This window comes from Actinomadura scrupuli (assembly GCF_050971785.1).
GTDB classification, from domain to species: domain Bacteria; phylum Actinomycetota; class Actinomycetes; order Streptosporangiales; family Streptosporangiaceae; genus Actinomadura_E; species Actinomadura_E scrupuli.
Window position 1 is genome coordinate 91,979 of sequence record NZ_JBPCCU010000013.1, and the last position, 13,439, is coordinate 105,417.

11 protein-coding genes are annotated in these 13,439 nt (G+C 72.8%); 2 read left to right on the forward strand and 9 right to left on the reverse strand.

What is annotated here, in order from left to right:
• Positions 1–2: 2 nt before the first annotated feature.
• The 5 genes from ACRYCC_RS39680 to ACRYCC_RS39700 form a co-directional block, all read right to left on the reverse strand.
• Positions 3–476 carry an Lrp/AsnC family transcriptional regulator gene (locus tag ACRYCC_RS39680; protein ID WP_433819241.1) on the reverse strand — a complete coding sequence of 158 codons (474 nt, stop codon included), beginning with the start codon at positions 474–476 and terminating at the stop codon, positions 3–5.
• A complete protein-coding gene (locus ACRYCC_RS39685; RefSeq protein WP_433819242.1) occupies positions 473–1,828 on the reverse strand; it encodes a transaminase in 1,356 nt (451 codons plus the stop codon). Before ACRYCC_RS39685 ends, ACRYCC_RS39680 begins: the two co-directional genes overlap by 4 nt.
• A 254-nt stretch (positions 1,829–2,082) precedes the next feature.
• Complete coding sequence (locus tag ACRYCC_RS39690) at positions 2,083–3,048, reverse strand: endonuclease/exonuclease/phosphatase family protein (RefSeq protein ID WP_433819243.1); 966 nt, start codon at positions 3,046–3,048, stop codon at positions 2,083–2,085.
• Positions 3,049–3,105: 57 nt separating this feature from the next.
• On the reverse strand, positions 3,106–3,654 hold the full coding sequence (locus ACRYCC_RS39695) for a GtrA family protein (RefSeq protein WP_433819244.1): 549 nt from the start codon (positions 3,652–3,654) through the stop codon (positions 3,106–3,108).
• A gap of 96 nt (positions 3,655–3,750) precedes the next feature.
• Positions 3,751–4,203 (reverse strand): nitroreductase family deazaflavin-dependent oxidoreductase, encoded by a 453-nt coding sequence (locus ACRYCC_RS39700; protein WP_433819245.1) that lies wholly within the window; start codon positions 4,201–4,203, stop codon positions 3,751–3,753.
• Positions 4,204–4,329: 126 nt separating this feature from the next.
• On the opposite strand from ACRYCC_RS39700, the gene ACRYCC_RS39705 reads away from it, so the two are divergent.
• Positions 4,330–5,049, forward strand: coding sequence for a TetR/AcrR family transcriptional regulator (locus ACRYCC_RS39705; RefSeq protein WP_433819246.1), 720 nt, complete (start codon positions 4,330–4,332; stop codon positions 5,047–5,049).
• Positions 5,050–5,074: 25 nt separating this feature from the next.
• Here ACRYCC_RS39705 and pepN read toward each other — a convergent pair whose 3' ends face one another.
• From pepN to ACRYCC_RS39720, 3 genes are all read right to left on the reverse strand, one after another.
• A complete protein-coding gene (pepN, locus tag ACRYCC_RS39710) occupies positions 5,075–7,651 on the reverse strand; it encodes an aminopeptidase N (protein ID WP_433819247.1) in 2,577 nt (858 codons plus the stop codon).
• A gap of 131 nt (positions 7,652–7,782) precedes the next feature.
• On the reverse strand, positions 7,783–8,499 hold the full coding sequence (locus tag ACRYCC_RS39715; protein WP_433819248.1) for a maleylpyruvate isomerase family mycothiol-dependent enzyme: 717 nt from the start codon (positions 8,497–8,499) through the stop codon (positions 7,783–7,785).
• A gap of 89 nt (positions 8,500–8,588) precedes the next feature.
• Positions 8,589–9,794: a lipase family protein gene (locus tag ACRYCC_RS39720; RefSeq protein WP_433819249.1), complete on the reverse strand. Its 1,206-nt coding sequence runs from the start codon at positions 9,792–9,794 to the stop codon at positions 8,589–8,591.
• 255 nt (positions 9,795–10,049) lie between these two features.
• On the opposite strand from ACRYCC_RS39720, the gene ACRYCC_RS39725 reads away from it, so the two are divergent.
• Positions 10,050–11,069, forward strand: coding sequence for a DUF2510 domain-containing protein (locus ACRYCC_RS39725; RefSeq protein ID WP_433819250.1), 1,020 nt, complete (start codon positions 10,050–10,052; stop codon positions 11,067–11,069).
• Positions 11,070–11,153: 84 nt separating this feature from the next.
• Here the strand turns inward: ACRYCC_RS39725 and ACRYCC_RS39730 are convergent, their stop codons facing one another.
• A complete protein-coding gene (locus tag ACRYCC_RS39730) occupies positions 11,154–12,968 on the reverse strand; it encodes a phosphoenolpyruvate carboxykinase (GTP) (protein WP_433819251.1) in 1,815 nt (604 codons plus the stop codon).
• Between the last annotated feature and the right edge of the window lie 471 nt (positions 12,969–13,439).

The window sequence follows — 13,439 nt, forward strand, 5'->3', positions numbered from 1 at the left end:
GGTCAGGTCGCCGGGTCCTCGCCGACGGGGGCCGGCACCGGCCAGGCGAACCGGTGGGTGTGGATGCCGAAGTAGGTGAAGGACTCCGCGCGGGTCACCCCCGGGATCTGCTTGAGGTGGTCGTTGATGATCGACAGCAGCTCGGCCGCCTCCTTGCACACCACCTCGACGAACAGGTCGAAGGAGCCCGAGGTGAGCACCACGTAGATGACGCTGGGCAGCGCGCTGATCCGGTCCGCGACGGCATGGACGTCGCCGTCGGTGCGGACCCCGATGAGCGCCATGACCGGCAGGCCCAGCGCCATCGGATCGGTGACCCCGACGACCTGGACGACGCCCTCGTCCCGCAGCCGCTGCATGCGCTGGCGGACGGCCGGGCCGGACAGCCCGGTCGGCCCGGCCAGCGCCGTGTAGGAGATCCGGCCGTCCCGCTGCAGCTCGCGCAGGATGATCCGGTCGATGTCGTCGAGGTTCATCCGGTCAGCTCCCGGACGGCCGCGGCGAACACCTCGTGGTGCAGGTCCACGTCCCGCTCCGTCGTCGCGGGGCACATCAGCGCCATGTTGTGGAACGGGGTGAGCAGCACCCCGCGGTTGGCGAGGTGGACGTGCAGGTAGTCGTCGAGCTCGGGATCGCCCGCGGCGTGGGACTCCCCGCCGTCGCGGGGCGCGGGGTCACAGAACCGGTATTCGGCCCGGGCACCGAGCCGGGTCACCGACCACGGCAGCCGGTGGGCGTCGATGACCTGCTGGACCCCTTCGGTGAAGCGGGTGGCCAGCGAGATCATCCGGGTGAACGCCTCCTCGGTGAGCACCTCTCCCAGCGTCGCCCGGATCGCCGCCATGGACAGGGCGTTGCCCGCCAGGGTGCCGCCGACCCCGCCCATGTCGATCAGGTCGAGCCCGCTCAGCGCCTCGATGCGGGCCGCCACCGAGGCCGACAGCCCGTAGCCGCCGCAGGGGATCCCGCCGCCCAGGGCCTTGCCGATCGTCACGATGTCGGGCTCCAGCCCCCACGCCGCGGTGCAGCCGCCGGGTCCCGCGGAGAACGTGTGGGTCTCGTCGTTGATCAGCAGCGAGCCGTACTCCCGGGAGAGGTCCCGGACGCCCTCGAGGTAGCCGGGTTCCGGCAGCACGATGCCGATGTTGGTCAGCGCCGGCTCCATGAGGACCGCCGCGACGTCGCCGTGGGCGAGCTCGCGTTCCAGCGCGGCCAGATCGTTGAACTCCACCACCCGCGTGGTCACGGTCGGGTCCACCGGCGCGCCGACGTTGCCCTCGCGGGAGACCTGCCGGCCGTCCGGCCCCACCACGACCAGGACCTCGTCGACACTGCCGTGGTAGCAGTGGCTGTTGACCAGGATCTTGGGCCGGCCGGTGAGGGCACGGGCGAGCCGGATGGCCCACCGGTTGGCGTCCGTGGCGGTGAGGGAGAAGCTCCAGTACGGCACCGTGAAGCGGCGGGCCAGCTCGGCCCCCACCCAGGCCGCGTCCTCGGTCGGCATCATGACGGTGGCGCCGCCCAGCTCGCCGAAGCGCCGCGTCACCGCCGACACGGTGGCCTCGGGCGAGTGCCCCGCCATCGCGCCGGTGTCGCCCAGGCACAGGTCGACGTACTCGTGCCCGTCCAGGTCGGTGACGCGGGCGCCCCGGGCCGAATCCAGGTAGAGCGGGAAGCCCGCCGCCGTCTTGTTCATCCAGGTCATCGGAACGCCGCCGAACAGGCTGCCCCGGGCGGCCTCGTACGCCGCCGCCGAGCGCGGGTTGCGGGCCCGGAACTCGCGCCGCTCCCGGTCCAGCAGTGTCTTCAGATGAGAGCGGTCGATCACGGGTTCACTCCAGAAAGCATAGTCAAAGCGTGTTTGCTCAACATATTCCAAAGTAAAGGTCGCTGACCAGTTTCTTCTGTACGGGCCCGCCCGTGCGCCGTCTCCGGCACGGCGAAGCCCGGCGCACCGCCGGCGGCGGTGAGCGGAAGGCCGGGAGCGGGAGGCAGGGAGCGAAAGGCAGGGAGCGGGAGGCAGGGAGCGGGAGGCAGGGAGCGAAAGGCCGGGAGCGGGAGGCTGGAAAGCTGGGGGCCGGGTCAGGGCAGGGTGAGCTGGGCGAGGACCGCGCGGTGGTCGGAGCGCGGCAGCGCGAAGGTCCGGAACCCGTGCAGGGCGATCCCGCGGTCGGCCAGCACGTGGTCGAGCGTCACCGGAGGCACGGTCCGGGCCCGCCGGCCGCGGTACGGCCACGTGGTCAGCAGTCCCTCGCCGGTGACGTCCGCCGCGTCCCGGTAACCGGTGGCCAGCAGGCGGCGCAGGCCGGCATGGTCGAGGGTGGCGTTGAAGTCCCCCGCGAGGATGCGCGCCTGCCCGTCGGCGGCCGGCAGCGCCCTGAGCCCGTCCGCCCAGCACGCGCGCATGCCCGGCCGGACGGGCGCGCACGGATGCACGGACACGATCCGCGCGACGCGCCCGCCGGGCAGTTCCGCGGTGGCCTGCTCCTGGCGGAAGCCCCCGAGTTCGATCGGGGTGGCCTCCCGGAGCGGGAACCTGGCGTAGATCCCCGACCCCCGGGACCCCGGCAGCGGGTGCGTGAGGCTCTGCGGCAGCAGGGCGGGAAGGCCCGCGGCGTGCAGGCCCACGGCGGCCTCGGGGGTCAGCTCCTGGACCGCCAGCACGTCGATCCGCAGCCGCCGCACCAGGTCCACCACCGCCCGCGGCGGCACCGAGCCGACCAGCAGGTTGGCGGTCAGCACCCGCAGGACCTGGCCGTGCGCGGCGGGGTTACGGTCGGGCAGCGCCCGCGGCAGCACCGCGTGCAGCAGGGTCGCGGCGGCGACCACCGCCACCAGGGCGGCCGGCCAGCGCCGCAGGAGCAGCGCGCCCGGCACGACCAGCAGGGCGGCACCGGCCACGTACGGGGTGAACGCGACCCACTGCGTCCACCAGAACCCCGGCTCCCAGCCGCTGCGCCGCAGCAGGGCCCAGGCCAGCACCGGCAGCACCGGCGCCCACACGGCCGCCGTCACCCACCGGCGCGGCCTCTCGACGATCTTCTTCACGATCTGCGGCAGCGTACCGGCAGACCGGCTCCTCGGCAGGCCGTTCGGGCAGGGAGGTCAGGCCACCCGCTCGGAGACCGCCTCCGGCTGGTCGCCGATGGACCGCAGGCTCCGGGCACCCTGGCCCTGGTGGGGGAAGACCCACTTCTTCAAAGCCCACCAGCGGAACCCCATGGCGAGCAGGGTGCCGATGATCATGCCGCTGACGAAGTCGGAGCACTCCTGCGTGAAGTGGCTGACGGTCGGGTACTGCAAGTCGAACGCATACCGCGCCAGGTAGAGCGGAATGTCGTTGATGCCGATGGCCAGCGCGCTGACCAGGAAGAACAGTGTCGCCTCGAGGTGACGGCTCCGGCCCCCGCGGGAGCGGAAGGACCAGCCCCGGTTGAGGAGGTAGGAGACGATCGTGGCGACGATGGTCGCGATGGTGAGCGCGGTGACCGGTTTGGCGCGCAGCACGGTCAGCTTGAGCCCGTAGTTGACCGCCGCCGTCAGCAGGAAGCAGGTGCCTCCGACGAAGGCGAACTTCACCAGCTCGCGGTGCTTGACCACCAGCGGGCGCAGCGGGGCAGGGACTCGGGCGAGAGCGACACGGGCAACCGACACCGGGGCAGTCTACGCAAGGTTGCCGGAGGCCAGCCGCCGGCCGGCGCAGAAGTCACCGCATAGTGATCGCTCGCCGGAGCCGGCCGTCCGCGGGGTTCAGGAGATCCGGAAGACCGGGTATCCGGGGGCGATCCGGCGCAGCTCATCGTCGGGGGCGTCGGTGTCGACCCCCTCGAAGAACGCGCCCACCTCGAACTTCCAGCGCTTGAGGTAGGCGCGGAGCAGCGCGGGCTTGTCCTCGTCGGGCAGCTCGGAGGCGGTGAACGCCTCGGCCCGGCGGCCGAGCCGCAGCTCGCCGGTCCCGGCGACCCGCAGGTTGCGGACCCACTGGGTCTGGCCCCGCGGTGAGACCAGGTAACGCCCGCCTTCGAAGTCCAGCAGGTTCACCGGGGTGGTCCGCCACTCGCCGCTCGTGCGGCCCCGGACCGCCAGCACCCGGGAGCCCCACACGCTCAGCCCCATCCTGGTGAGGGCGGCCATGGTCCGGTTGAAGACGTTGCGGGTGAACCAGCCGGGCTCGAGATAGCGGCGGGCGGTGGAGTCGGCCATGGAAGGCTCCTTCATTGTCGAGAGCGGCGCTCTCACTTGAGATCAGTGTGCACCTTCAACCCGAGGGCGTCAAGAGCACTGCTCTTGTTTGTGGTCACCGCTCCAATCATCTGGCACACTGAGGACATGAGTGCGACCCGTACCGCGCGAGAGCGGGCCAGGGCAGAGCTGACCCAGGAGATCAAGGAAGAGGCGCGCCGCCAGCTGGCGGCGCAGGGGGCGCAGCGGCTGTCCCTGCGCGCGGTGGCCCGCGAGCTGGGCATGGTCTCCTCCGCGCTCTACCGCTACTTCCCCAGCCGTGACGACCTGCTCACCGCGCTCATCATCGACGCCTACGAATCCCTCGCGGACCACATGGAGGCCGCCGACACCTCCCGGCCGGGCGCCGACCTGCGCGGCCGGTGGCGTGCCATGTCGCACGCCGTGCGGCAGTGGGCGCTGGCCAGTCCGCACGAGTACGCGCTGGTCTACGGCACCCCGGTGCCCGGCTACAGCGCCCCGCAGGAGACCGTCGGGCCGGCCGGGCGCATCCCCATCGCCCTGCTCGGCCTGGCCCGCGACGCCTGGGCGCGCGGTGCCCTGGTCCCGGGCGCGGACGGCCCGCCCCTGCCGCGGGGCCTCGCCGAGCAGACCGAGCAGGTCGCCGCCGCCGTGGCACCGGGCCTGCCCGGGCCGGTACTGGCCCGCTGCGCCATCGCCTGGACCCAGCTCTTCGGCATGATCAGCTTCGAGCTCTTCGGCCATCTCGTCGGCAGCGTCGATCCCGCCGACGAGTTCTTCGCGCACGCGGTCGAGCAGATGGCCGATCTGGTCGGCCTGCCCGCCGGCACCTCCCTGCCGGCCTGACCACGACGCGGGAACCGGGCGGGCGTCAGACCGCGGAGCCGTGCGGCAGCGCGCGGATCCGTGCGGCGCGGCGCAGATCGTCGGACTGGTCGGCGAGGACCCTGCGCAGTGCGGGCGTCAGGTCCGTGCGGCTCAGGCAGCCCTCGGCGGCCCGGACGGTGCCGGGCGCCGCGGCGTGGACGGGGAAGAGCTCGCCACCGAAGACGCGGGCCATCGCCGGACCGCGTTCCCCGGTGGCGGGCACCTCGGCGAAGTACCGCTCGACGAAACCGGCCGTCGTCTCGGGCCGTGCGGGCTGCCAGAAGCCCTGGGCCGTCGCGATGAGCTCCTGGCGGGAGAACGCGCCCTCGCCGAACAGCACCCGCCAGGCCCGCTCCTTGGCCTCCGGGCCGGGCAGGGCCGCGCGGCACCGGGCGGCGCCCTGCCGGCCGGTCGCACCCGGGTCGCGCGCCAGCTCGGCGGCGATCTGCTCTTCGCCGGCCGCGCCCAGCGCGGCCAGCTGCAGCAGGATGAGCCAGCGCAGCTCGGGGTCGAGGTCCGGGCCGTCCGGCACCCGGCCGGCGCGCGACCATTCCCGCAGTTCGCCGAGCTCGTCCGGGGCCGACGCGCACCGGATGAGGCCGCGCACGGCGGCGAGGCGCAGCCCGGGATCGCCGTCGCGCGCGGTGCGCCGCAGCATCTCCGTGCAGACGCCGGCCAGGGTGGCCAGGGCCGCGGGGCGCCCGGAGGCGGGAAGGTACCGGTCGGCGACGTGCCGGCGGCCGAAGTCGAGCACGGCCTCCACGACGGCGACCACGGGCTCGGCGGCCAGGTGGGCCGCGGCGAGCGCGAGGAAGCCGGTGGGCGGCAGTTCCGCGTCGCGCACCAGATCGCGGGCGGTGTTCCAGAGCAGGGCGCGGGACAGCCCGTCCTCGAGGGTGGACAGCCCCTCCGTCACGGCCTCCCAGGAGCGGGGGTCGAGGCGGACCTTGGCGTAGCCGAGGTCGCCGTCGTTGACCAGGAGCAGGTCCGGGCGGAGCGCGCGGGCGAGCGGTGGCAGCGGGCCGCGGACGGTGCCGTCGTCGCCGGGAGTCGCGGGGAGGTCGGCCTCCAGCCGGTCGCGCCGCACCAGCCTGCGCGGGCCGCCCTGCCCCGCCACCAGGTCATAGGCCCCGACGAGGACCCGGTGCGGGCGCACCGGCGCGGAGCCGCCGGGTGTCCCGAGGTTCACCACCGAGGCCGACCTCAGCGTGCCGGGACGGCCGGTCAGCTCCACCATCTCCGCGCGCAGGGTGTCCACCCCGCTGGTGCGCAGCCAGCGCTCGGCCCAGCCGTGCACATCGCGGCCGCTGGACCGGGCGAGGGCCGCCAGCAGGTCGGCGAGGTCGGCGTTGCCGAAGCGGTGCCGGGCGAAGTGGTCGTTGACCCCGGCCAGGAAGGCCTCCTCCCCCACCCAGGCGACCAGCTGGCGCAGCGCCGAGGCTCCCTTGGCGTAGGAGATGCCGTCGAAGTTGGCCAGCGCGGCGGCGGTGTCGTCGATGCCCTGGGCCGCCACCGGATGGCTGGACGGACGCTGGTCGGCGTCGTAACCCCAGGGTTTGCGGGTGACGGCGAAGCCGGTCCAGGCGTCGGGGAAGGGACCGGCCTCCACGGCCACCCAGTGCCCCATGTACTCGGCGAAGGACTCGTTCAGCCATAGGTCGTCCCACCAGCGCATGGTGACCAGGTCGCCGAACCACATGTGCGCCATCTCGTGCAGGATGACGACGGCGCGGACCTCGCGTTCGGCGCCGGTGACCGCGGAGCGGAAGACGAAGTCGTCGCGGAAGGTGACGCAGCCGGGGTTCTCCATGGCGCCGAAGTTGAGCTCGGGCACGAACGCCTGGTCGTACTTCCCGAACGGATACCGCTCCTCGAACAGCTCGTGGTACCGGTCGAGGCCGCGCCGGGTGATCCCGAGGATCTCCCCGGCGTCGGCGTCCAGGTGGGCGGCGAGCGAACGGGTGCAGTGCAGGCCGAGCGGGATGCCGTCGTGCTCGGCGCGCACCGAGTGCAGCGGGCCACCGACCACCGCGGCGAGATAGCTGCTGATCGGCGGGGTCGGGTCGAACTCCCAGCGGCCCGGCTCGCGCTGCCCGCCGGCGCCGTTGCCCAGCACCGTCCAGTGCCGGGGGGCCGTGACGCGGAGCCGGAGGACGGCCTTCAGGTCCGGCTGGTCGAAGCAGGCGAAGACCCGGGAGGCCTCATCGGGTCCGCACTGGGTGTAGACGTAGACCTCGCCGTCGGCGGGGTCGGTGAACCGGTGCATGCCCTCGCCGGTACGGGAGTAGCGCATGTCCGCCTCGACGCGCAGTTCGTTGTCTAGGGCGAGGCCGGGCAGCTCGAGACGGCCGCCCGCCTGCGACGACGGGTCCAGCGGCCGGCCGTTGAGCACGGCGCCGCGCAGGACGGCGGGCCTGAGCTCGACGAAGGTCGCCGCACCCGGCTCGGCACAGCCGAAGCGGATGACGGTGGTGGAGCCGAACACCTGCCCGCCACGGGTGAGGTCCAGATCCACCTCGTACGACCGGACGTCGAGCAGGCGGGCGCGGGAGCGGGCTTCCGAGCGGGTGAGTGGAGGCATGACGACCATGCTGCTGCATCGCCGCCGGATGTCCGGTGGCCTGATGCGGTCCGGTCTGGGCGTGCGGGCGGCGCGTGCGGCCGGCGCGTGTGGGCGGCGCGTGTGGGCGGCGCGTGCGGCCGGCGCGTGGGTCAGGCCAGGCAGCGGAGTGCGGCCTTCACCCGGGGACCGAGCGGGTGGTCGCCGGGCAGCCTGCCGACGGTGGCGTCCACGAAGTCGCCGGGGGACAGCTCCGCGTCCTCGCCGCCGGCGTGCACCCGGACCCGCCCGGCCGAGGGCTCGACCCGGGCCTTCGACCCCTGCTCGGCCAGGACGAAGAGACCGACGGCCGACCGCCATCGGGTGCGCCCCTCCGCCTCCTCGCGCGCGACGGGGGCCCCCACGTCGTCGGCGTGGGTGGCGTACTCCGAGTCGTAGTGGAAGGTCTGCAGCCCGGCCGGGTAGGGCCCGGACAGCGTCTGCAGGGTCCCGTCGCGGCCGAGTTCGCGCATGCGCCGGCGCGTCTCGCCGTTCTGCGCCCTCCACTCCTGGAGCACCTCCTCGACCGGCTGTTCACGGCGCCGCCGTACGCACCAGTCGTTGAACCCGTCGAATCCCCCGCCGGCGCCCTCCCGCTCGATGATCTCGAGGAACCCCTCCAGATCGCCGTCCAGGCAGGCGTGGTTGTAGAGCTCCTCCCCGGCCAGATGGCCGAGGACGTCGCGCACCGACCATCCCGCGCAGCGGGACGGCCGCGCCCAGCCCGCGGCGTCGAGTGAGGAGAAGAAACGGTCCAGCCGCGCGGCCTCCCGATCGAAGATCTCGAACGGGTCGAGGTCCGCGAGTGCGGCGTGCGTTTGAGTGGTCATGTCCTCACCGCTACCCCGAAACCGGCGCGGCCGCACGACCGGGTGCCGGGCGGTGCGGGCACGGCGCGTCCGTGCCCGCACCGGCCGGGTCAGCAGTTGCTCGGCGGCGCCTTGCCGGCGATGCGGTCGGCGAGCCAGGTGCCGACGTCGTTCTGGGCGAACACGTGGGTGAGGGGGTGGTCACCCGCGTAGAAGTTGAGCCGGGTCGCGACGCCCATCGAGCAGTAGGCGCGCTGCAGGGCCCGCGCGGAGGCGGGCGGGATGACCTCGTCGAGGAGCCCGTGGTACTGCAGGATCGGCGCGGCGGGCCTGGTGGCGCCCAGGTTGTTGGCGTCCAGCGCCGCCTTCCAGTCGGGGTTGTTCATCGGGTTGACCCCGCCGACGGTGTAGTCCTCGATCCGTTTGCCGGCGTAGGTGAGCAGCGCCCCGATCTGGCACATGCCGCTCAGGCTCCGCAGCGCCGCCCTGCCCTCGTCGGTGAGGTACCGGTCCATCTCCAGGGCCGGGTACGCGGCGTCGAAGCCCGCGGCGGTGCCGGCCAGGAACGCGAAGAAGGGGCTGCCGTTGATGTTCTGCGCCACCGCCTGCAGGTTCGAGGGGATGCCGCCGGCCGCGACCCCGACCAGCCGCAGGCCGGGCGCGTAGCCGGGTTGCTGCTGCGCGGCCCAGCCCGCGGCGCCGCCGCCCTGGGAGTAGCCCTCGATGGCCGTCCGGGCGGTGCGGCTCAGGCCGGCGCCGGGCAGGTCGCTCGCGGCCCGCAGGGAGTCGAGCACCGCGTGGCCCTCGGCGACGCCGACGTTGTAGAGCTCGGTTCCCGGAGTGCCCAGCCCGGGGTAGTCGGTGACGACGACCGCCCAGCCCCGGCCCAGCAGGTTGTCGACCGCGAACTGCTCGTCGAAGAGCTTGGAGACCATCGCCTTGGAGGGGGCGCACTGGTCGCCCCACCCCTGCGTGCCCGCCGCGTACGCGATCAGCGGGCGGGTTCCGGAGTACGGGGCGTCCGGCACCAGCACGGTGCCCGAGACCGCGATCGGCGCCCCGGCCGCGTCGGCCGACCGGTAGAGGATCTGCCAGGCCTTCGCCGCGGCGTTGGGCGAATTCACGGCACGCGACCGGATGATGCCGCCGGCCGGTCCGGGCGGGAGCGGGGAGGGCGGGGTGTAGAAGTCGTCGTCGGCGGCGGCCGCGGGGGAGGTGACGGCGCCGGCGCCGAGGGCGGCGAACGTCAGCGGCGCGCACAGCAGGAGGGCGACGAGCAGGGAGAGGACACGGCGGGGTCGCGGGGGTGGTCGCATGGCTGCCTTTTCCTGGAACCTCGGAGGGGCTGCGAACGAGGACCCGACGGGGGGACGGCGGGCCCTCCGATCCCGAAGTTACGGTTGGGTAGCCTTGCCGAGAAGAGGCAAAGGTGAAGAATCTTCGTATCTGACCCAACGTTGTCACCGGGCCACCCGGCCGGTGGCGGCGATTGACGGCGAGGCACAACGGCGCCCGGCGTATCCGGCCGGTACGACCCCGGATCCGGTCCGGTACGCCATAGTCTGTCCGTCGTGTCCGCACCCTCTCCCCCGGGCTGGTTTCCCGATCCGTACGGCGGCGCCGGGCTGCTGCGCTTCTGGGACGGGACCGACTGGACGCAGTCCACCCAGCCCGTCGCGGACGAGCCCGCCTTCCTCCCGCCGCTTGCGGGGCCGTCGGACGGCGGCACGTCCCCGTACGGCACGCCCGGGCACGAGCCGTACCCCTTCCAGGCTCCGGAGCGGCCGTACGACACCGTGCCCGGTCCGCCGGGCCCGCCGTACGCCGGGCAGACCGGTCTTCCGGCGCGGGCGGGCTCCGGCAACGGGCCTCTCTGGGCGCTGGCCGGGGGTGCCGCGCTGGTCGTCGTCGTGCTCGTCGCCGTGGGGGTGGTCGTCGGGCTGCGCTCCTCCGGCGGGCGAGGGCCCGGCCCCGGGCCCGAGCCGGTGCCGCCCGCCGCGACGGGGCCCGTCTCCCCGCGGCCCACGTCACCGGGTGCGGCTCCGGGCGGCACGACGTCGGGCTCCATCGGCCGGATCACCGACGAGCAGGCCGGTCTGTCCTATGCCCGGCTCGGCTCCCCGTGGGCGGACGCCGGCAGCAGCTGGTTCCGGCCCGGATACTTCTCCGCCGGGCAGGTGTCGATCGTGCAGGAGCCCTTCGAGGAGTACGCGAGCTTCAACGCGACCAGCCTGTCGGGCGTGCCCCGGGCGGCCGAGAGCGCGGGCCACTCCGGCTCCGGGGACCTGGAGGCCGTCACCGGCCGGGTGACCCGGCGCATCCTGACCGAGCATTTCGCCCTGGCCAGGACGCGGACCGAGCTCGGGTCACGCGCGTTCTCGGTGAGCGGGCGGCCCGCCTGGATCGAGCGGTTCCGCCTCGACTTCACCGACGCCAGGACCCGCGGCTGGAAGTTCACCGCGGACACCGTGGCGATCATGGTGGTCGATCTCGGCGACCGGAGGCTCGGGCTGCTGTGGGTCTCGGTGCCCGACACCTTCCCCGGCCAGGGGGACCTCGACCTGGTGCTCTCCTCCGTGCGGGTCTCCTGACGCCGGCGCACCGCACGACGTCCCGGCGCCGGGTGGGCGCCGGGACGTCGTCAGCCGTGTCCCCGGCCGGGTGCCGTCGGCGGGTCAGGACAGCCGTGCCACCAGGGCGTCGTACTCGGCGGTGAGCTCCCTGGGCAGGTGGTCGCCGAAGGTGGCGAGGTGCTCGGGGATGAGCGCCGCCTCCTGCTTCCAGACCTCGAGGTCGACCGAGAGCAGCAGCTCGAGGTCCTGCGGGTCGATGTCCAGGCCGTCGGTGTCCAGCGAACCGGGCGCCGGGACGTTGCCGATCGCGGTCTTGACGGCGTCCGCCTTGCCGTTGAGCCGCTCGACGATCCACTTGAGCACCCGGCTGTTCTCCCCGAAGCCGGGCCACAGGAACTTGCCGCCGGAGTCCTTGCGGAACCAGTTGACGTAGTAGATGCGCGGCAGCCGCTCCGGGTCGGCGTCCCTGCCGAGCTTCAGCCAGTGCGCGAAGTAGTCGCCCATGTTGTAGCCGCAGAACGGCAGCATGGCGAACGGGTCGTGGCGCAGTTCGCCGACCGTGCCCTCGGCCGCGGCGGTCTTCTCGGAGGCCACGTTGGCGCCGAGGAAGACCCCCTGCTCCCAGTCGAAGGACTCGGTGACCAGCGGCACGGCGGTGGCCCGGCGGCCGCCGAACAGGATCGCCGAGATCGGCACGCCGCCGGGGTCCTCCCATTCCGGCGCGATGGTCGGGCACTGCCCGGCCGGCGTGGTGAAGCGGGCGTTCGGGTGCGCCGCGGGCGTCTCCGAGGAGGGCGTCCAGTCGTTGCCCTTCCAGTCGGTCAGATGCGCGGGCGCCTCGTCGGTGAGGCCCTCCCACCACACGTCGCCGTCGTCGGTGAGGGCGACGTTGGTGAAGATGCTGTTGCCCCACAGCGTCTTGATCGCGTTGGCGTTGGTCGACTCGCCGGTGCCGGGGGCCACCCCGAAGAAGCCGGCCTCGGGGTTGATGGCGTAGAGCCGCCCGTCGTCGCCGAAGCGCATCCAGGCGATGTCGTCGCCGATCGTCTCGACCTTCCAGCCGGGGATCGTCGGCTGGAGCATGGCGAGGTTGGTCTTGCCGCAGGCCGACGGGAAGGCCGCGGCGACATAACGGGTCTCACCGGACGGCGGGGTCAGCTTGAGGATCAGCATGTGCTCGGCCAGCCAGCCCTCGTCGCGGGCCATGGTCGAGGCGATCCGCAAGGCGTAGCACTTCTTGCCGAGCAGCGCGTTGCCGCCGTAGCCGGAGCCGTAGGACCAGATCTCCCGGGTCTCGGGGAAGTGCGAGATGTACTTGGTGGTGTTGCACGGCCACGCCACGTCGGCCTGACCGGGCTCGAGGGGCGCACCGACGCTGTGCACCGCCTTGACGAAACCACCGCGCTCCTCGATGAGCCGCAGCGCGCCCGTTCCCATCCGCGTCATGATCTTCATCGAGACGGCGACGTACGGCGAGTCGGTGATCTCAACGCCGAGCTGGGAGATGTTGCCGCCCAGCGGGCCCATGCAGAACGGCACCACGTACATGGTGCGGCCGCGCATGCTGCCCTTGAACAGATCGGCGAAGGTGGTCCGCATCTCCGCGGGCGCGATCCAGTTGTTGGTGGGACCGGCGTCCTCCTCCTTCTCGGAGCAGATGAACGTCCGGTCCTCGACCCGCGCGACGTCACTCGGGTCGGAGGCGCAGTAGAAGCTGTTGGGCCGCTTGTCAGGGTTGAGGCGTTTAAAGGTGCCCTGCTCAACGAGGAGGCCTGTCAGGCGCTGCCACTCCTCGTCCGAGCCGTCGCACCACTCGATTCGCTCCGGCTGGGTGAGTTCGGCGATCCCCCGCACCCAGTCAATCAGCCCTGCGTGACTGGTGGGGGCCTGGTCGAGGCCGGGGATCAGTTGGGACACGGGTAGCTCCTCTAGCGGATTGCAGGATCTTTGCATCTTGAAGAAAAATGCAGCTCTTCGCCATTTGGTCCAGACCAATTCCGGTAAGTTTTCCTGCGATGTGGCTGATTCTGTGACAGATGTCACTAGGCTGGCACGTGCCATGACTCCGACTAATGACACAAAGTAGTATACTCCTCTACTCAGAGTGAGCGAAATGGTGGTCGTCGCAGGCCCTGATCCGTGGTAGTGCGGTTTCGTCGGCGCCCCCCGGCCGGTGACCTGGCGTTGCCCGCGTCACGCCGCTCCGCCGGTCTCCCGTACCGGGCACGGGAATGGCCGGGCGGAGCCACGGGCTTCGGCGTCCGGCGGCTTCCCGGCCGCCCGGCCGATGGCGGCTCCGCCGCAATTCCACGCCATTTCCCGGCCATTACCGCGCACTCGCGATGGGCGTGCTCCGCGCCCCGCCTCTCGCCGCGAAGGCCGTTCCGG